The 20,908-nt window shown below is 36.2% G+C and carries 17 protein-coding genes; 10 read left to right on the top strand and 7 right to left on the bottom strand.

Annotated elements, in window-relative coordinates; genetic code table 11:
• Positions 1–42: 42 nt before the first annotated feature.
• From gldL to topA, 4 genes are all read right to left on the bottom strand, one after another.
• Positions 43–678 carry a gliding motility protein GldL gene (gene gldL / locus NHE85_RS09155; protein WP_252813292.1) on the bottom strand — a complete coding sequence of 212 codons (636 nt, stop codon included), beginning with the start codon at positions 676–678 and terminating at the stop codon, positions 43–45.
• 68 nt (positions 679–746) lie between these two features.
• Entirely contained in the window at positions 747–2,126 is a 1,380-nt protein-coding gene (gldK, locus tag NHE85_RS09150; RefSeq protein WP_252811725.1) for a gliding motility lipoprotein GldK, read from the bottom strand.
• A 149-nt stretch (positions 2,127–2,275) separates the two neighbouring features.
• The gene (locus NHE85_RS09145) at positions 2,276–3,430 is read right to left on the bottom strand and encodes a formimidoylglutamase (protein WP_252811724.1); all 1,155 of its coding nucleotides are present in this window, start codon (positions 3,428–3,430) and stop codon (positions 2,276–2,278) included.
• A gap of 5 nt (positions 3,431–3,435) precedes the next feature.
• Positions 3,436–5,952, bottom strand: coding sequence for a type I DNA topoisomerase (gene topA, locus NHE85_RS09140; protein WP_252811723.1), 2,517 nt, complete (start codon positions 5,950–5,952; stop codon positions 3,436–3,438).
• Between the two features lie 224 nt (positions 5,953–6,176).
• On the opposite strand from topA, the gene NHE85_RS09135 reads away from it, so the two are divergent.
• From NHE85_RS09135 to NHE85_RS09090, 10 genes are all read left to right on the top strand, one after another.
• Complete coding sequence (locus NHE85_RS09135) at positions 6,177–6,887, top strand: hypothetical protein (RefSeq protein WP_252811722.1); 711 nt, start codon at positions 6,177–6,179, stop codon at positions 6,885–6,887.
• A 73-nt stretch (positions 6,888–6,960) separates the two neighbouring features.
• Positions 6,961–8,409, top strand: coding sequence for a tRNA (N6-isopentenyl adenosine(37)-C2)-methylthiotransferase MiaB (gene miaB / locus NHE85_RS09130; protein ID WP_252811721.1), 1,449 nt, complete (start codon positions 6,961–6,963; stop codon positions 8,407–8,409).
• 1 nt (position 8,410) lies between these two features.
• Complete coding sequence (locus tag NHE85_RS09125; RefSeq protein ID WP_252811720.1) at positions 8,411–8,926, top strand: YcxB family protein; 516 nt, start codon at positions 8,411–8,413, stop codon at positions 8,924–8,926.
• Between the two features lie 2 nt (positions 8,927–8,928).
• Positions 8,929–10,209, top strand: coding sequence for a sigma-54-dependent Fis family transcriptional regulator (locus NHE85_RS09120; protein WP_252811719.1), 1,281 nt, complete (start codon positions 8,929–8,931; stop codon positions 10,207–10,209).
• A 16-nt stretch (positions 10,210–10,225) separates the two neighbouring features.
• Positions 10,226–10,732 (top strand): LptE family protein, encoded by a 507-nt coding sequence (locus tag NHE85_RS09115; protein ID WP_252811718.1) that lies wholly within the window; start codon positions 10,226–10,228, stop codon positions 10,730–10,732.
• A gap of 83 nt (positions 10,733–10,815) precedes the next feature.
• Positions 10,816–11,820 (top strand): tetratricopeptide repeat protein, encoded by a 1,005-nt coding sequence (locus NHE85_RS09110; protein WP_252811717.1) that lies wholly within the window; start codon positions 10,816–10,818, stop codon positions 11,818–11,820.
• Complete coding sequence (gene secG, locus NHE85_RS09105; RefSeq protein ID WP_252811716.1) at positions 11,813–12,166, top strand: preprotein translocase subunit SecG; 354 nt, start codon at positions 11,813–11,815, stop codon at positions 12,164–12,166. Before NHE85_RS09110 ends, secG begins: the two co-directional genes overlap by 8 nt.
• Before the next feature lie 146 nt (positions 12,167–12,312).
• Positions 12,313–12,588, top strand: a complete 276-nt coding sequence (gene groES, locus NHE85_RS09100) for a co-chaperone GroES (RefSeq protein WP_252811715.1) — start codon at positions 12,313–12,315, stop codon at positions 12,586–12,588.
• 42 nt (positions 12,589–12,630) lie between these two features.
• Positions 12,631–14,262 carry a chaperonin GroEL gene (groL, locus tag NHE85_RS09095; RefSeq protein WP_252811714.1) on the top strand — a complete coding sequence of 544 codons (1,632 nt, stop codon included), beginning with the start codon at positions 12,631–12,633 and terminating at the stop codon, positions 14,260–14,262.
• Positions 14,263–14,424: 162 nt separating this feature from the next.
• Positions 14,425–16,785: a hypothetical protein gene (locus NHE85_RS09090; RefSeq protein WP_252811713.1), complete on the top strand. Its 2,361-nt coding sequence runs from the start codon at positions 14,425–14,427 to the stop codon at positions 16,783–16,785.
• Between the two features lie 36 nt (positions 16,786–16,821).
• Here NHE85_RS09090 and NHE85_RS09085 read toward each other — a convergent pair whose 3' ends face one another.
• The 3 genes from NHE85_RS09085 to NHE85_RS09075 all read right to left on the bottom strand — a co-directional run bounded on the left by NHE85_RS09085 (position 16,822) and on the right by NHE85_RS09075 (position 20,889).
• Complete coding sequence (locus tag NHE85_RS09085; RefSeq protein WP_252811712.1) at positions 16,822–18,180, bottom strand: hypothetical protein; 1,359 nt, start codon at positions 18,178–18,180, stop codon at positions 16,822–16,824.
• Positions 18,181–18,276: 96 nt separating this feature from the next.
• Entirely contained in the window at positions 18,277–18,627 is a 351-nt protein-coding gene (locus NHE85_RS09080) for a heavy-metal-associated domain-containing protein (protein ID WP_252811711.1), read from the bottom strand.
• A 27-nt stretch (positions 18,628–18,654) separates the two neighbouring features.
• On the bottom strand, positions 18,655–20,889 hold the full coding sequence (locus tag NHE85_RS09075; RefSeq protein ID WP_374676557.1) for a carboxypeptidase-like regulatory domain-containing protein: 2,235 nt from the start codon (positions 20,887–20,889) through the stop codon (positions 18,655–18,657).
• Between the last annotated feature and the right edge of the window lie 19 nt (positions 20,890–20,908).

Genomic DNA, 20,908 nt, shown 5'->3' with positions numbered 1-20,908 from the left:
TTAGTTGTCTTTAGTTTGGTTAAAAAATACAGTAACTAATTATTAAGCCCTGTTACCCATTGCTGAAAGCATACCACCATAAACATTGTTTAGAGAAGCAATGTTCTGAGTCATAGCCTGCATTTCTTGTTTTAATTTAGCAGCGTTATCAGCGATTTCTTTATTAGCCTCAGCATTACGAGATGCACTCTCTAACTGAACTTTGTAAAGACTGTTTAATGACTCCATCTGAGCTGCAGCCATAGACATTTCTTCACTATATTTTTTCTGAGAAGCGATTGAATCCACTGTAGGAGAGATTCCTTTTGCCGCAGATTCGAAGTTTTTAATGCTGTTTCCAAGGCTTTCCATTAAAGCACCATCAATTTTAGCTTCTTTTAATAAATTGTCAAGTTTTTGAGAAAGTAGTCCCTGAGCTTCAGCCGGGTTTTCTTTCTTAGCATCTTTTTTCTTAGCTTCACCACCAGCAAGTTCTGGATAAACTAATGACCAGTCAAGTTCTTTATCAACAGGATCGAAAGCAGATAAAGCAAAGATAAACGCCTCAACACCAAGACCAATAATAAGCATCGCGCTTGCCCCTGTCCAGTGCTGTATTTTGAAAAGTGCTCCAACAATTACAACTGCCGCACCCATACCATAGGCGAAATTCATAACTTTTTTAGGTAGTGCCATAATAAAATAATTTTTAGTTTTTAGTTAAGTTAATTAATTTAAATATTCAAAATTTGAGTTGGTTACTAAATTTATTCGTTTGAGGTATTTTGCGTACCCATATAATCCTGAACAGTTCTGAAACCTATATAGCTTCTTGCTGAATCAGCATATTCCCAATCCCTTGTACTTACCTGAAGGAAGTAAGCCACATCTTTCCAAGATCCGCCACGTATAACTTTACGTTTGTTAGCAAGATCCGGCACGTTAGGGTTCATGGTTGAAACATATTCATAAGACGAAGCATCATATGATGAATCTGTCCATTCTGAAACGTTACCAGCCATATTGTAAAGGTTAAGATCATTAGGATCATAAGACTGAGCTTCTACAGTATATAAAGCACCGTCAGCAGCATAGTCACCTCTGTTTGGCTTAAAGTTAGCAAGGAAACAACCTCTGTCATTTTTAGCGTAAGGACCTCCCCACGGGAAAGTAGCTGACTGAAGACCACCTCTTGCAGCAAATTCCCACTCTGCCTCAGTTGGTAAACGGAAAGAGTTTACAAATTGTTTCTTTTTAGCTTTTTGGTATGTATTTTTATTAAGCGTTCTCCATGCGCAGAAAGCTTTAGCTTTTTGCCATGTAACACCAACTACAGGATACTCTCCATAGGCCTCATGCCAAAAATAGTCATTATGCATCGGCTCGTTATATGAATAAGCAAAGTCTTTAATCCACACAGTAGTATCCGGATAAACCTGAACCTGCTCATGTCTCATATATTTACTTCTCTTAGCTCTTGAATTCTTAGTAGATTTATCTTTTGCAGCTGCCTGAATATCCATCCATGAATAACGGAACACTAATTTAGAAACATCAATAGTTCTTAAACCATTATACGATTCTGATTCCGGCAGATACATAGAATCCATAACCTCCACATAATATTCATCCGGATATTTTTGAGGATCAGTAATAAGCTTAGCCTTATGATTAAGCTTTCTACCAGCATACATATCATCATCAGTACCTAAACTATAATAGTTCTCATACATATATTTATCGTAAGCTGACTGATCTTCTGTAGCCTCCTGATCTTTGAATGCAAACTCTCCAATACCACCTGAACCCGGCTTTTGCCCCTGCTCATCGGCAAGAATTGCAAGTCTTGTTCTGATTGTAGAATCTTTAACCCACTGAACAAACTGACGATACTCGCTATTGGTAATTTCAGTTTCGTCCATGTAAAAAGAACGAACAGTTACCGTTTTTGTAGGAGCATCCTGTACATTAGCAAGGTCGTCATCAGACTTACCCATAATGTAAGCACCACCCGGAATTAAAGTCATACCGTAAGGCTTTTCAGGCCTCCATTTTCTGCCTCTAACTCCTACCAGTTCTCCTCGGTCACTGGAACCACAGCTGATTAAAAATGATAAAGTTGCTGTTAATGCAATGAACTTCTTCATAAAATTGGGTTATTAATGTAATTCTATTTTTAAGGGCGTAAACCTATTTATTTATTTTTAAAAAAACAATTTTTTTATTAAAAAAACCTAAACAAAAAGTAAACTATTGAATACTTATGCGAAAACACCCTGTTTTTGTAACAATTGTGTTAAATAATGTTTTTTCTTTGAGCTTTCCATAATCTTTCAGGGTACTCACTATTACAGGCACTGAGATAATCTTGATAATTACAAGGTAATAACGTATTCCTTTTTAATTTATTGTTAAGATTTGAAACATATGGCACTTCAATCCACCATCTGTCTGTTTTATCGCTTTTAAAGAAAACCAATTCTTCATCTTCGGCCGGCACAATATACTTAATATAGTGTTCCTTGCTTCCAAAAGGATATTCATTAGAACGATAGTGCATACCTTCAATAAAATACCATATTACCTGAGCCACTAAAGGAGCCTCCTGACGGGTATCATCATGATTAAATATACCAAAAGCGGTTACCTTATCACTTATTCCTGCATAGCGTGCTAATGTACAAATTTCTTTGCCATCAAAACCATTTGGTATAAATTTAACAATATTTCCGGAATCACTGGACTTAACTGCCGTCATATCAATACTTACAATATCGGCATCTCTAAACACAGGCTCGGCAATTGTGGGATTTCCGCATACTTCGCCCAGTCTGTAGGCATCAAAATATAGTTTTTCTACTAGATCTACCTCTTCCTGCGAATTATAATATGTCTGGTATCCCAGGTTACTATAATTAAAAAGATTGTTGGGTTCATCTACAATCATTCTGGTAAGATAAGAGGCTGCAGAAAGTTCATCATCCTGTTTCCCAAAATCAAATTTACTATCGATAGACACAAAATTAACCATTTGCTCAAGTCTGTCATAGGCTCTGTATATTGCATAGGACAAATCCTGTGAGCCACCTATAATAATAGGAAGAATGCTCTTTTTTACCAATTCCTCCACGATACTCTTTAAAACAAAATAAGTATCCTGCTGGGTATTGCCTGCCGGTATATTGCCTAAATCTGCAATAGATTTATCCCAGTTGCCCGGAAAAAGGCTGTAAAACTCCTTACGTATATAATTAAGGTGTATATGATGTTCTTTTTTAATGTCAGCACCACGATTATCTAAAACACCTATAATTGCAACAGATGTATTTTCAAGATCAGGAAAATGCTCATTAGTATGAAACTCAGCTTTATTACCCAAAGCCTGAGCAGAACCTCCGGCTATAAATTCAAGCAAACCGGCATCTAAGGGTTGTAAAAAATCAAATACCATTTATATTATTTCTTTTTAGCCGTGGCTTTCTTGGCAGGAGCTTTTTTAGCTGTCGTTTTTTTGGCTGCTGTTTTTTTTGCCGGTGCCTTTTCCTCAATCATGGTTTTAACCTGGTCTAAAGTAAGTTTAGAAGCATCTACATCTTTATTAAGCTCTATTTTTACTTTACCTTTAAGAATAACAGAACGGCCCCATCGTGCTTTTTCCACACGTATACCCTCGTCTTCCCAGTTATGTATTACTTTTTCTATATCTTTTTGAATTTTATCTTCTATAAGCTCCTTAATATCGGATTGGGAAAGATTATCAAAATTATATTTTTTGTTTACATTAATAAATGTTCCGTTCCATTTAATAAATGGCCCAAAACGGCCAACACCTTTTTGTACAGGCTCATTTTTATACATGCCTATAGGTGCGTCTGCCTGTTGCTTTTCACTAATAAGTTCTTTGGCCCTTTCAAAAGTTACATCCAGAGGATCTTCGCCTTTTGGAAGTGATATAAATGTTTTCCCGAAACGTACATAAGGACCGAAACGGCCATTATTCACTTCTACTTCTTCGCCTTCATATGTACCAAGACTCTTAGGAAGCAGAAACAAACCTAAAACTTCATCAAGAGTAATTGTTCCTATATTCTGCTCCTGTAAAAGGCTTGCAAATTGTTTATTTTCATCTTCAGCATCACCTATTTGTGCCATTGGCCCAAATTTACCTAAACGAACACTTACAGGCTTTCCTGTTTTCGGATCAGTTCCTAAAATACGTTCACCTGATTCTCTTTCGGCATTTTTTTCAACATTTTTTACGGTAGGATGAAAATGATCATAAAAATCACCCATCATTTTTCTCCAGTCTTCATTACCGGAAGCTATTTCGTCAAAATCCTGTTCTACTTTGGCGGTAAAATTATAATCAAGAATAGTCTCAAAATGATTAACGAGGAAATCGTTAACAATTATACCTATATCGGTAGGAACCAGCTTGCCTTTATCCGAACCAACATTTTCATGAAGTTCCTGTTCAGTTACAGCACTATCTTTCAACATCATTTGGCGGTACCTTCTCTCCTGCCCTTCAAAACTACCTTTCTCAACATAATTTCTACTAATAATTGTAGATATTGTTGGAGCATATGTAGAAGGTCGGCCTATACCAAGCTCTTCCAGTTTTTTAACCAAAGCAGCTTCTGTGTATCGTGCAGGCGGCCTTGAGAAACGCTCTGTAGCTGTAATATAATTGTTTATAAGTTTTTCATTTACCTTTAATGCAGGCAGCATTCCTTCCTGTTCTATATCTTCATCATCGTTTCCTTCAAGGTATACTTTCAGAAATCCTTCAAACATTAAAACTTCTCCTGATGCAGTAAATAATTCTTTATGGTTATTGGCTTCAATCTTTACATTTGTACGTTCAAGGTGGGCATCGCTCATCTGAGAAGCAACAGTTCTTTTCCATATCAAATCGTATAATCTTGCCTGGTCACGATCTATATTAACGCCATGGCGAGACATATCGGTAGGACGAATTGCTTCGTGGGCTTCCTGCGCACCCTTACTTTTAGTAGCATAATTTCTTGGCTTGCTAAACTCTTTACCGTAAGACCTGATAATTTCAGCTTCGGCAGAAGCCATAGCTTCCTGAGAAAGGTTTACACTATCAGTTCTCATATAGGTAATAAGCCCTGCTTCATATAAACGCTGCGCCAGCATCATAGTAACACCTACAGGAAAATATAATTTTCTTGCTGCCTCCTGCTGTAATGTAGAAGTCGTGAAAGGAGCGGCGGGCGATTTTTTCGCAGGTTTGGTTTCAAGGTCTGACACCTTATATATGGAACCTATATTTTTATTTAAAAAATCCTGGGCTTCCTGTTTAGTAGTGAAATTTTTAGGCAGCTTAGCCTTAAAGCTTTTGCCGGCTTCATTTACAAATTCAGCAGTAACGCTGTAAGATGCCTCTGCTTTAAAGTTTTGTATTTCGCGCTCACGCTCTACAATGAGACGAACAGATACAGACTGCACCCTGCCCGCGGATAGTCCGCTTTTTACTTTTTTCCATAATACAGGTGAAAGCTCATATCCTACAAGCCTGTCCAGCACACGGCGTGCCTGTTGCGCATTTACAAGATCATAATTTATATCTCTTGGATTTTCAATAGCTTTCTGAATTGCCGTTTTGGTGATCTCATGAAAAACAATTCTTTTGGTTTTTGTTTTATCAAGTTTCAGCTCTTCCGCAAGATGCCATGCAATAGCCTCTCCTTCGCGGTCTTCATCACTTGCCAGCCAAACCATTTCGGCCGATTTAGAAAGATCTCTGAGTTTTTTTACCAATGCTTTTTTATCTGGCGAAACCTCATATTTTGGCTTAAAGCCATTTTCTACATCTACGCCAATTTCTTTTGAAGGAAGATCGGCTATATGTCCATAACTGGACTCAACCTGGTATCCTGCTCCAAGAAATTTTTCAATGGTTTTTGCCTTCGCAGGCGACTCAACTATCACTAAATTCTTTGCCATATTGCTTTTCTTTGTGTCGCAAAAGTATTGGTTTTTTTTAAATATTAGATTTTGACGGTTTTAATTTCACATTTTTGCTTCTAAAAATTCTGTTAAAAAAAAATAAATCAACACAAAAACCTATTACAGCAATAACATATCTATTCAATAAAAAGGTTGGCTGAACAGGATAACTTTATTATCTTTAAGCTTTTACATCCATCTAATATATTTACACGCAGCTTATGAAAGAGTTAAACATTAAACTTTTATTACCCTATAATTGGGGACACATAAGAAAAATTAAAGTTTATAGCGATAAAGGAGTACTGTTAACCAAAATTATGCATGGTGAAGAACTTAAACTTACCATCGATGAAAGCGTTAGTAATGTAGTAATTAAACTTGATTTTTATAAATCTGTTATAAAAGTTCCTGAAGGAGATAAAGTTTTTTTAGCGCTATTTATGGATTTTAGAGACCGTTTCCCTCATAAATATATTGATACGTTAAAAAGAAAATGCCTTACAGGTAAATTTTTAACTGAAGATGAATTTGAAAATTTCGATCTCACTTTTTACACCAAGTCTTTTCAATGGGTACAGAAAACCCAAATTGATAAACCTTCTTTATTTTTAGGCTTTCTGTTAGCTGTAGGATTAACTGTAATGTCGATTGTTGAACAAAGCAATCCTTATCAGGATATTGTTTTTCTTATAGGAGTAGGATCTTTCTTCTCATTAATGATGATACAGATAGAAAATCATAAAATTTTATTGTATGATTATAAAAGCAGGATGATCGCAACAGGTATTGCTTATTTATTAGGCAGCCTTTTCCTTCAGTCATCCTTCCCTGCAACAACCTTATTTATACTATTCAGTATTGTATTTCTTCTAAAATCAATTTACAGTATTAAAGAGTTGGTTCATAAAATAAATTTAGAGAAAGAGTAATCTGTCAACTTGTCATATTTTTCAAATTAAATAGTATCTTTGCCAATTGAAAAAAGCACTCTAGTAGCAAATTATGGAAAAGATAATTGAAGAAAACAAACAAGGACAAAGCCTTGTTTTAGAACAAAAAGAAGGAAATACCAAAAAACTTTTTATTGAAAGCTATGGCTGCCAGATGAATTTTTCTGACAGTGAAATTGTAGCCTCAATACTTGCCAATGAAGGCTTTAATACTACGCAAAACCTTGAGGAAGCAGACCTTGTGCTGGTTAACACCTGCTCTATCCGTGATAAAGCCGAACAAACTGTTCGTAAAAGGCTGGAAAAATATAATGCTGTAAAAAAAATAAATCCGGGAATGAAAGTAGGCGTATTAGGCTGTATGGCCGAACGTCTTAAAAGTCAGTTTCTGGAAGAAGAAAAAATAGTAGACATGGTTGTAGGCCCCGATGCCTATAAAGACCTGCCTAATCTTTTAAAAGAGGTTGAAGAAGGGCGCGATGCTATAAATGTTATTTTATCTAAAGATGAAACTTATGGTGATGTTGCTCCTGTTCGCCTTAACAGTAATGGCGTAACTGCGTTTGTATCTATTACACGCGGATGCGACAATATGTGTACATTTTGTGTAGTTCCATTTACACGCGGCCGCGAACGCAGCCGTGAACCACAAAGCATTATGGAAGAAATAGCCGACCTGCACAACCGCGGCTTTAAAGAAATTACGCTTTTAGGCCAAAATGTAGACAGCTACCTTTGGTACGGAGGAGGACTTAAAAAAGATTATGCAAAGGCATCTGAAATGCAAAAAGCCACAGCAGTAGATTTTGCACAATTACTTGATATGGTTGCCAAAGCGTACCCTAAAATGCGTTTTCGTTTTTCCACTTCAAATCCGCAGGATATGCACCTTGAAGTTATTGAAGTTATGGCAAAGCATAATAATATATGTAAATACATCCATTTACCTGTACAAAGCGGTAGCACCCGAATATTAAAAGAGATGAACCGCCAGCATACACGTGAAGAATATATGGAGCTGGTAGATAATATTTACCGCATCATTCCTGAAATTTCACTTTCGCAGGACATGATATCCGGTTTCCCTACTGAAACGGAAGAAGATCATCAGGATACCCTTACTCTTATGGAGCACTGCAAGTATGATTTCGGGTTTATGTTTGCTTATAGTGAAAGGCCTGGAACACTGGCAGCACGAAAACTGGAAGACGATATTCCTGAAGAAGTAAAGAACCGCAGGCTTACAGAAATTATTAACCTGCAGCAAAAAATGGCTCTGGAACGTACACAGCGTTTTATTGGCCAGGTGGTAGAGGTACTTGTTGAAAAAGAGTCAAAACGTTCTGACGCTCACTGGAGCGGAAGGAATTCACAAAATACAGTAGTTGTATTTCCTAAGGGAGATTATAAACCGGGAGATTTTGTAAATGTATTAATTACAGAATGTACATCTGCTACACTTATAGGCAATCCTGTAGGTTATTCTGAAATGCAATCATAGAATGCAAAAAGAAGTAATTATAAAACAAAGTCTTACAGAAAAAACACTTACAGAAACAAGTGTATATATATTATATTCCAGCAGGATAAAATATTACCTTTTACTATTACTGATTATATTTACTTTTAACGCAACGACAGTTTACTGGAGCGGCATAAAACCAGAGGCAAATGACTTGGGTTTTATACCACCAATTGCAGTTATAGTTGTATCAGTATTAATTTTTTTCAATCTGGCTAACCGCTCAAAAAAAGACTTCAAAAAAAATTCAAGGTATTATACTAATTTGGTTTTTACGTTAAATGAAACTGAATTTAGAACTGAAGGCGAAGATTTTTTTAATGCGCGTAAATGGGAGGATCTTGTCAAAATTAAAAGTACAAAAAAATGGTATCTTATTTATTTCAATAAAATGCAAGCTTCAATTATTGACAGATCCCAGCTTGATCCTTCGAAAGAAGACGAATTGAATGATATTTTTAATTCGATAAGAACCAAAATTAAAGTAGTTGATTGACCATGGAAAGCATACAAGCCATAAAGCAGCGATTCGAGATTATAGGAAACGATCCTAAACTTAACCGAGCGGTTGAAAAAGCCATGCAGGTAGCCCCTACCGATATATCGGTGCTGGTTACGGGAGAAAGCGGTGTAGGTAAAGAAAGCATCCCTAAAATAATACATGCCCTTTCACACAGAAAGCATGGTAAGTATATTGCAGTAAACTGTGGCGCCATACCGGAAGGAACTATAGACAGTGAACTCTTTGGCCACGAAAAAGGTGCTTTTACAGGAGCTACCGCTACGCGTGAAGGTTATTTTGAAGTCGCTGACGGCGGTACAATTTTTCTGGACGAAGTGGGCGAACTGCCTCTTACCACTCAGGTAAGACTGCTTCGTGTACTGGAAAACGGAGAATTTATAAAAGTAGGATCGTCTCAGGTGCAAAAAACCAATGTGCGTATTGTAGCTGCTACAAACGTAAATATGTTTGATGCCATTGAAAAAGGCAAATTCAGGGAAGATCTTTACTATCGTTTAAGTACAGTAGAAATTATGCTTCCCCCGTTACGCGAAAGAAAAGAAGACGTACATTTATTGTTCAGAAAATTCTCTTCAGATTTTGCACACAAATATAAAATGCCTCCTATTAAACTTGATGACGATGCTGTTTCACTTTTACAAAAATTTCGCTGGAGCGGCAATATACGTCAACTACGTAACGTTGCAGAACAAATAAGCGTACTGGAGGCAAACAGAAATATTACACTCGCTTCATTAAGAGCTTATTTACCGGAAGAAGGCAGCAATCTACCTGCAGTAGTAAGAGATAAAAAGCCCGAAAGTGATTTCAGTAATGAGAGAGAGATATTATATAAGGTATTGTTTGATATGAAAAGCGACCTGAACGACCTGAAGAAACTTACTATGGAGCTAATGCAGAACGGCAATACATCAAAAGTACAGGAAACAAACAAAGGTCTGATTCAGAAAATATATGGTGCGCAAAATGGCGATACTCATGAAGACTTTGAAAACCTGCCAAGCACAAATGTTTTTGCTCCACAAAAGGTATCCCGCCCCGAGCCGCCTGTAATTGAGGAAGACGATGATGATGACAGCAATTATCTTTTTGCTGAAACCGTAGAAGAGGAAGAAACCTTAAGGTTAGATGAAAGAGAAATAGAACTTATAAAAAAAGCTTTGGAACGTAATAAAGGTAAACGTAAAGCAGCTGCTGATGAACTTGGCATATCTGAAAGAACCCTGTACCGAAAAATAAAACAATATGACTTATAGCCTTATGGCAATTATCATGAAACATTTAAAATTTATACTGGCATTTGCCATACTCTTTACACTTAGCGGTTGCAGCGTTAGCTATAACTTTACAGGATCAGGTAAAATTGATGCTAAAACTTTTCAGGTAAACTATTTTCAAAATAAAGCCGATGTAGTAGAGCCCGGAATAGAGCGTACTTTTACCCGAAGATTACAGGACCTTATACAAAACCAGACAAACCTTAGCCTTACAAACTCTAACGGAGATCTTGTTTATGATGGTGAAATAACACAATACCGTATATCTCCAATGACGGCTACTGCCGATCAGCGTGCTGCACAAAACAGGCTGAGTATTACTGTAAATGTGAGATTTACGAATAAGAATAAGGAAGACGACGATTTTGAAAAGCCTTTTAGTTTCTATTATGATTTTCCGGGAAATGAGCTGCCTACAGGATCTACACTAAACAATGCTCTTGAAGATATATTTGAAAGGATAACGCAGGATATATTTAATGAATCGCTGGCTAAATGGTAAAAAGTTGACAGCTTACAGTTAATGATAGACAGCTTAGCCCGAACATCTCATAACTGTAAACTAAAACTGTAAACTAAAAACTATTGAATACAAAAGACTATACATATTTGCTAAACAAGCCTTATTCGCTGAACGATAAGCAAACGGCAGAACTGGAAAACATCCTTTCGGAATTTCCGTTCCTGCAGAGTGCTCGTGCTATTTACTTAAAGGGCTTATATAATCAGGATAGTTTTCGTTATAATACCGAGCTCAGAAAAACCGCAGCTTATACAACTGACAGATCTATACTGTTTGATTTTATTACTTCAGAACAGTTTCAAAGTGTAGATAAAGAAGCATTTACCCAACATGAAAAAGCGCTGCAATCTATACCTGTAAATGAGAGTGAGATAATAGAAAATAAAATTGAGACGAATGACGCTGAAGAGCAGATTAGTCCTCTAAACAAACTTGAGGAATCTATAAAACGCTCTATACAGGTTGTTGAAGATACTGAAACTGTAAAACAACAAAGACCTGAAGCAGAAAACAGAGTAGAAGAGTCTATAAAAAACTCTATTAAAGCAACAGAAGATAACATTGCTTACTTAGAGAAAAAAGAAGAGCTAAAGCCTGAACCTGAAAAAACAGTTAAAGAAACAGAAGAAAAACTAAACATAGGCAGGCCACTTGAATTTAGCGCATCTGAAACCCATTCATTCGCGGAATGGCTTAAATTGTCTAAAATTACTCCTATAAACAGAGAAGATGAACTAAGGGAAGATGCCAAATCAGATGAAATAGATGAATCTATAAGTAAAAAAATGGAAATTATAGATAAATTTATAGAGACTAATCCTAAAATAGCACCTGTTAAAAATATAACGCCAACCCCTGCAAACATTGAGAAAAGCAGTCAGGAAAACTCAATGCTTATGACCGAAACGCTTGCGAGGGTTTATCTGGAACAAAAAAAATACAGCAAAGCAATACAAGCTTATGAAATTTTAATTTTGAAATATCCGGAAAAAAGTGTTTTCTTTGCAGACCGTATTTCAGATATAAAGACAATTCAACAAAATAACAATTTAAAGAACGATGCTTAACTTTTCAATTTTTCTGATACTTATAACGATAGTAAGCTTTTTGCTTGTAGTGGTAATTATGGTTCAAAACCCTAAAGGCGGAGGTCTTTCTTCTTCTATTGGAGGTTCCCAGATGATGGGCGGTGTTCAAAAAACTACTGATTTTCTTGACAAAAGTACATGGACCCTTGCTACTATATTGGTTGCACTTATATTATTATCAAGCCTGAGCTTTTCTACGGCTAGCAGCGATGAGTCTTTTATTGATGAATCTGCAGTACCGGCTGTACAAACTCCGGCCACTACTACTCCTGCAAAACCAGAAGCAACAACACCTGCTGCTCCTGTTGCAGAACCACAAAAGTAATTTCTTCGTAAATAACAATATAAAATGCCAGCCTTTTTAAGCTGGCATTTTTTTATCATGAAACTTTGTCAGACCGACACTGACTGGCATAATTTCTGAAAAACTGTAAACATCAATTTTAATAACAATAAATAATAACAATTAATATGGCTTTAAACATTAAACCCCTTTCAGACCGCGTACTAATTGAGCCGGTAGCTGCAGAAACACAAACTGCTTCAGGGATTTTTATTCCTGATACTGCAAAAGAAAAACCACAAAAAGGTATTGTAGTAGCCGTAGGCAATGGCACTAAAGACCATGACATGACTGTAAAAGTAGGTGACACTGTTTTATACGGAAAATATGCAGGAACTGAACTGAAATTTGAAGGCAAAGATTACCTTATAATGAAGGAAGACGAGATTTTTGCTATTATCTAATTTTAAGGTTAATTATTTTAAAAACATATAACGAAATACAAAATGGCTAAAGAAATAAAATTTGATATTGAAGCACGCGACGGTTTAAAACGCGGTGTAGATGCATTGGCAAATGCAGTAAAAGTAACCCTTGGCCCTAAAGGGCGTAATGTTATTATAAGCAAATCTTTTGGTGGGCCTACAGTAACTAAAGATGGTGTATCTGTAGCTAAAGAAATTGAACTTTCTGACACCCTTGAAAACATGGGCGCACAGATGGTTAAAGAAGTTGCTTCTAAAACTAACGATCTTGCAGGAGACGGTACTACAACAGCTACTGTACTTGCTCAGGCTATTGTTAAAGAAGGACTTAAAAACGTTGCTGCAGGTGCAAATCCAATGGATCTTAAACGTGGTATAGACAAAGCTGTTGAAGCTATCGTGGCTGATCTTGCAAAACAATCTAAAGAGGTAGGAAGTGCTACTGAGAAAATCAAACAGGTTGCTTCTATCTCTGCCAACAATGACGAAACTATTGGTGAGCTTATTGCTACTGCTTTTGGTAAAGTAGGCAAAGAAGGCGTTATTACCGTTGAAGAAGCTAAAGGAACAGACACTTATGTAGATGTTGTGGAAGGTATGCAGTTTGACAGAGGTTACCTATCTGCTTACTTTGTAACAAATTCTGAAAAAATGGAGGCTGAACTTGAAAGGCCTTACATTTTATTATATGATAAAAAAGTATCTTCAATGAAAGATCTACTTCCGGTACTTGAGCCGGTTGCGCAATCTGGAAGACCTTTATTAATTATTGCAGAAGATGTAGACGGAGAAGCCCTTGCTACTCTTGTAGTAAATAAATTAAGAGGCGCACTTAAAATTGCTGCTGTGAAAGCTCCTGGCTTTGGTGACAGAAGAAAAGCACTTCTTGAAGATATAGCTATACTTACAGGCGGTACTGTAATTGCAGAAGAAAGAGGTTACACTCTTGAAAATGCTACACTTGATATGCTTGGAACCTGTGAAAAAGTAACTATAGATAAAGATAACACTACACTTGTAAATGGAGCCGGCGATCAGGACAACATCAAAAACCGTGTTAACCAGATAAAAGCACAGATGGAAACTACTACATCTGACTACGATAAAGAAAAACTACAGGAAAGACTTGCAAAACTTGCAGGTGGTGTAGCGGTACTTTATGTAGGTGCTGCATCTGAAGTTGAGATGAAAGAGAAAAAAGACCGTGTTGATGATGCCCTACACGCTACAAGAGCTGCAGTTGAAGAAGGTATCGTAGCTGGTGGTGGTGTTGCACTATTAAGAGCTAAAGCCGTACTTACGGCTATTAATCCTGAGAATGCTGATGAGGCTACAGGTATCCAGATAGTAGCACGTGCAGTAGAAGCCCCATTAAGAACCATTGTTGAAAATGCAGGCCTTGAAGGATCTGTAGTGGTTGCAAAAGTTGCGGAAGGAACTGCTGATTTTGGTTATAATGCAAAAACAGATGAATATGTAGATATGCTTTCTGCAGGTATTATAGATCCTAAAAAAGTTACACGTGTTGCTCTTGAAAATGCTGCATCTGTAGCAGGGATGATACTTACAACAGAATGTGCACTTATAGACATTAAAGAAGATAATCCTGGTGGCGGTATGCCTATGGGCGGCGGTATGCCGGGAATGATGTAACACATTCTAAATCAAACTCTAAAAAAGAGGAGCATTAATTTAATGCTCCTCTTTTTATTTTTTAACCCCCATCTGGATGCTTTCATTAAGCAAATAAAAAATAAATAGCATATTTTTATGGCATAAATTTTGAAAGAAAAATTTTACCAACCAATCAACCTTATGAAAAATTCTGTTTATGCATTGCTGGCATTAAGCTGCATGCTTATTTTTAACCACAAAGTTAGTGCACAACAAAGTCGAAATGATGAAATAATTAAAGCTGTTACTGATTATTTCTTACTTGAAAGAGAAAACATACATGCCCATTTTGACAAAAATGTTTTTATGACCAATGAAAAAATCTGGTTTAAAGGCTATGTTTTTCACAGAAAAAAAAATGCTCCTTTTTTTACAACCGTTAATATTTATGCATCTCTGATAGATAGTGACGGAAAAATAATCGAAACCAAATTGTTATATGGAAACATAGGCAGTTTTGCCGGAAGCTTTAATCTTGGAAGCAGTTTTAAATCCGGTAAATACTATATCCAATTTTACACAAACTGGATGAACAATTTTATTGAAGATGAATCATCTGTATATGAGATTGCTGTTGTTAATCCCGAAACAGGCAGCGGAAATGCCTTAGCAAAAGCCGATCCTTCAAAAATAAATATTGAATTAAATCCTGAAGGAGGTAAATTATTAAGCGGCATAAACAATAATATAGGTATACATGTAACTGATTGCAATGGCAATGCCTTACCTGTTACATCTGCTGACATCATTGATAGTTCAGGAAAAACCATTAAGACCGTTCAGCTAAATAAACTTGGTTATGGCAAATTTGAGCTACTATCAGGAGAAACTTCAGGCTACAAAGCTATAGTAACTGTAGATGACAAAAAATACGAGCAGTCGTTACCACAAAGTCAGCTAAAGGGGATCGCGCTTGAAGTAAACAATTATGCTGTAGCCGATAAAACTATAATAAAAGTAAAGACTAATAAAACCACAATTGATCTATACGGTACCAAACCTTTGTATATGCTAATACATCAGGACGACAAGGCTACCTCTATAGAGCTTACACTTAATGACAAAAATCTTGAGCAAACTATTGTAAATCCTAACACAGATATTGCAAACGGAATGAATACAATAAGAATATTGGACAGCGATTTAATACAGTTAGCCGAAAGGATATTTTTTAAGTATCCTGAAGCAATGCTGAATACCGAATTGAATACCGGGACTACATCTGCTGATAAACTGCAATATAAAGGCAAGATCAATTATCCTAATATGAATATCAGTATATCCGTCTTACCTGAAAACACCATCAGTTTTGATGATACGAATGATATATATGGCTCATTTATGCTCCTTCCCTACCTTGAAACGCAAAAGAAAGCATCAGGAAGGCACTATTTCACAACACTTTCAAAAGGAAAAATGTATGAGCTTGATCTTTACCTGATGAGTCAGAGAAGTAAATATAAGTGGAACGACATTTTACAAAACCCACCTAAAAGCAACTACACATTTGATATGGGCGTAACGCTTAAAGGAACTGTACCGGGAACTACTGATACTAAATTTGGCAAAGTAAGATTATATTCACTTACATCAGGTATAGATGAAACAACCGAAGTAAATGATAAAAGAGAATTTTACTTTAACAACCTGATTATTCCTGATTCATCATATGTAAACTTTACACTTCTTAAAAAAGGCTCACAGCCAAAAGAACTAACTCTGGCGCCTCAAATACTTAATGTAAACAGAAAATTCAATAAACCTTTTAAACCTCAGCCTCAATATTATGACTCCTTAAGTCAGGAAACAACAATTACAAATCCCAATATTTTTAAGGAGTTCACCGAACTTGAAGAAGTGAAAATTGAAGGATCTGCACTTAAATATGCCAATAGCTTTGGAAACGGAGACTTGCATGGCTATAAAATAACTGATGAAAAAGCTAATATGTACTTTAATCTTCTTAATTTCATAAAAACATATGGCGGTTTCTGGATAGATGAGCATGATGGTCAATTAAAAATATATACCCGTACTGTAAACAGTATTAATGGAGCACAGGCAGGCCCCATTATATATATGGACGGCGTACAGCTAGTAGATTATAGCATGCTAACCCTTATACAAATGGGAGATGTAGATGAAATTTATATGAGTTCTACAGCAATTGTACCTTCTGTTCGTAATTATCAGGGAGTGATAAAAATATATCTTAAGAAAGGCGCAAGACCTAACAAAAAAGGCGGAGCGCCTGAAATCATTGTGAAAAACAGTTTTGAAAAAGTAATGCCTTTTCAAAACGTAACATACAATACCGTAGATGACAAAGGATTTGAAAATTTTGGTATTGTTGATTGGGAGCCTACTATAATGACAAATGAAAATGGTGAATTTCAATTTACCATCCCTAAAATGTCGTCCAAACCTCTTAAAGTCCTCATTGAAGGTTTTAGTGCCGATGGGAAATTAATATCTGAAGTAAAAACTATAAATACTAAATAAAAACAAAGCCCCAATTTATATTGGGGCTTTTTAAATCTAATTAAAGAATACCTGATATTGAGCGAGAATAGCGCCTTTTCTTTCCATACTGTTACCTTCAGTGTTAAAAACCGGCCTATTTTGATATGCAATAGTAAATTTGGAAGTATTACCGGATAATAGCCAATTAATACCTGTATCATAATAGATCATGGCATCATTTAATCTGTCATAATCTGCATATTGTACAGATATATAAGGCATTAAAGTAGTGTTACCTATACTATTATCTTTAAACTTATATCCTCCCTGAAAATAAGCTACTGTACCATTACCATAGGTTGGAAAAGCTGTACCTGCCCCGTTTAATATAGAGCTATTATTATTTCCATCAGCAGGGTTCATAGGTCCGTTATTTCTGAGATATCCTTTACCAAAATCAGAATGCGTAATACTACCATATAAACTTAATGCCTGACCTTTACTTCCTACCGGAGCATCATAATAAATATCTGCGGCAAGTTGTACCAGATTACTTTGAATGGTATCATTAGCAACACTCAAACGCCACATAGCATCTTTTTGATAAATAAAACCTGCACCTATATTAAACACTGACTTTTTACCAAGATATGCACCTGTATTGTATGGGGTGAGATTAGATTCCTGATCTTGAAACTGGTATTGAAAATAACCATTCCACTGCATTTTAGGCGGATTTGCAGAAAATGATGAATTTTCAGAAATAGCGTTAGCAGGATCATATCCTGCCGACTTTTGTATCGCCATGGGCTGAACCATTTGCACACGATAATCCAGCTTACCTAACTTACCTTTTGCAAATACCGATAATTTTCTAAGAAACTGGTCGGTAATATCGCTGGTAGTTTGTTGATATATTGGAGTATCTATACCTAATATGCTCCCTGTAGAAGGAGAAGAAAAACGTGTTAGCCCACTCCAGGCTGAAAGCCCCATACCAATAGATATATACTTCTTATCAATATCATACTGACCATAAGCATCATGAACAAAAAAACCGGCCTTTCTGTCGGATATATTATTAAAATTATTTTCTCCAAACTGGCTATAGGCAAACACTCTGTCTGTAAGCTGTCCGTATAGCTGGATTCTGTAACGGCGAATGCCGATATCTGTGCCACTACTTTTTTCTACGCCATTTATTGTGGTTCCAGGGTTATAATCTGCAGTTCTTAGCCATACCTGGGTTAAAAAAGTAAATTTAACATAATTACTTCCATCCTCATTGAGATACAATTTCCTGTTTTTAAAAAAACGGTCTTTATCACTTTCTTCGGAAACCTCTACATTTTCTGTAGTTTGAGCAGCAAAATTCTGAGGCAGCAAAATTGCCATAAGCCCACCCAGCGCCAATATGAATTTGTTTTTCTTCATTATTATTATTTTGGTGGTGTGTTTTGTAGCTTTAGGTGGATACACGATCTTCACTAAAAAAATCCCAAAATAAATTTTGGGATCCGTATAATAATATTAAAGCCTTTCATACTGACAGCAGCTATGAAGATTTTCATAATCTTCGTCTTTGGCTTTTACTTTATCAGTATCGTGCCCTGCCTTCGCAACAGCTGCATGTACATCATCTATACTGCACTTAGTTTCATCTATAATTAAATGCATATCATGATGATCCTGATGCCATTGTGCCGATTTAACGCCCTTAACACTATACGCTGCTTTTTCTATTCTTTTTTTACATTGGTCACAATTGCCATTTACATTAATTTCATATTTGGCATTTTTATTTTTTTCCTGTTTTTTTTCCTGTGCCTGCACTGATAATCCCACAAGGGTAACAAGCATTACTAAAATTAGTTTTTTCATTTTATAATTTATTATTAGAATTCTTAATTATTTTATTTTAAATCGTATTCCCGCGTAATACATCTGCCCAAAAACCGGGGCATATATAATAGAGCTGTCAAAATATGGGCCAAAAGGGTCATCGTTGCCTAAAATGGCTTTTTTCTGCTGATAGTTACCTATATTCTCCCCTCCTACATATGCTTCAAATACACTTGAAAAAGTACGGGTTATCTGGGCATTCATCAAAGAAAACGAAGGCGAGTAATCTCTCATTTGATATTCTTCAGGATTACTGCCTGTATAGGGCAGCTTCTGCCTCCCCATCCAATTATAGGTAAAATCAAATTTCCATTGTTTACCACCTTCAACAATATGTGTTTCATATGCTAAGTTAGTAAAAAACCGGTGTTTAGCCTGCAAAGGCCTTTCTTCCATACCTGTTGTATACTGCGTTTTAATATCGTAATATTTATAGGCTGTACGGATATTAAAATGCATTGTTATTTCATAATTTAATTCAACCTGAAGGCTATTAGCATATGATTTGCCGTCAAGGTTATAAAACAATGCCTGTTGCGGTGATGCATAAAGATCTACAACAGCCTGATTTTGAAAATCAGTTCTGTAAAAATCTACTACAAACTCTGCATTTTTATTAAATAGCGGAAAACCCTGTATAAAGCTGATGCCATAGTTCCATGCAATTTCCGGATCAAGTCCATATATTTTACCGCCACCGTTAATAACATTCAGTGCACGCGAACTACCAAACAAAGACTGGTTCTCTGCAAAAATATTTGCGGCTCTTTTACCTCTTCCGGCAGAAAGCCTGAATGTACCTTTTTCCCACGGATTATAACGAAGATGCATTCTGGGAGTTACAAAAGCACCAAGACGGTTATGAACATCAAAACGCCCGCCAAGCACTATACTAAAATCGTTAGCATTATCATAGGTATATTCTAAAAATGCACCTACAGAATTATCTGTTCTGCTGTAATCTACAGTGTTTACATATTCGCCATAATTATCATAAGTAACGTTTAATCCGGCTGCAAACTTATTCAGGGTATTATTAATTATAGAGTTAAAAATAAGGTTGGAGTAGAAACTCTTCTGATTTATATCATAAGTCTTAAATCCAAAATACGATTCCTGTTTATGCCAGTTAAAAGCAGTTTGCAAACCAATACTCTGATACGGCATATCAGGAAAAACATACCCCAGTTTTGTAGATACATCCAGTTTATCTGTATTAATTTCAGACCCCCAATGATTGGTCGTAAATTTATCCGTGTCAGGGTCAAAATCAAGTTCTCCCGTTTGCTTTTCATCGTGCATATAACGGAAATTTATAAAACTTACCCATCCTTTTTCGGCATCAGTATATTGCCAGCGATTCATAACGTTTATCTGTTTTGCCAACGGATTGTCAAGAAAACCATCGTTATTCATATCGTTTTTATTTACGGTGGTATTACCATGTAAAAACAAGCTGCTGCTCCATTTATCAGATAATTTTTTATTAAAATGGGTATTCAGCTCAAAACGACTTCCTGTAGACCCGTAAGCATTTAAAAAGAACGGAATATCATTAATGGGCTTAAGTAACTCATAATTTATTTGCCCGGTTACACTTTCGTATCCATTTACTACCGGCCCCGCCCCCTTGGTTATTTGGATACTTTCTACCCATGTCCCGGGAATAAAAGATAAACCATATGCCTGAGAAGCTCCACGTACAGCAGGAATATTCTCTTCGGTAATCATAAGGTACGGACTTGTAAGTCCCAACATTTTTATTTGGCGACTGCCAGTTAAAGCATCAGAAAAATTTACATCGATAGAAGGATTGGTTTCAAAGCTTTCTGCAATGTTACAACAGGCTGCTTTTAAGAGTTCTTTACTCCCCATATTAGAAACGTTTGCAGCCTTAACCTGGCTGCGTTCTAAACTTTTCCTTGTTTTATCCAGCACTACTTCTTTAAGCTCGCTTCCTTTAGCAGGCTTCATTTTGTGGGTTACATATTTAGGAGAAGATATATCCAGCGTATCTGAAACATAGCCAAGATAGCTTATTACCAGCTTTTTATTTTCAGATGAATAAGGAATAGTAAAAGTACCATCTCCCAAAGTTGACGCAGATATGGTAGTATTAAGCCAGTTAATTCCGGCTCCGGGCAGCGGCAGGTTTTGCTCATCGAGCACCTTACCACTTATTGTTTCCTGTGCTTGTGCAAAGGATATGCACAATAGCAGCATTAAAAATATTTTACGCATAAAAAAAGTTATAGTATTA

Source organism: Flavobacterium sp. NRK1 (assembly GCF_024054175.1).
Taxonomy (GTDB): Bacteria; Bacteroidota; Bacteroidia; order Flavobacteriales; family Flavobacteriaceae; genus Flavobacterium.
Note: the sequence above shows the minus strand (reverse complement) of the source record. Positions and strands in the feature narration are given on the sequence as shown.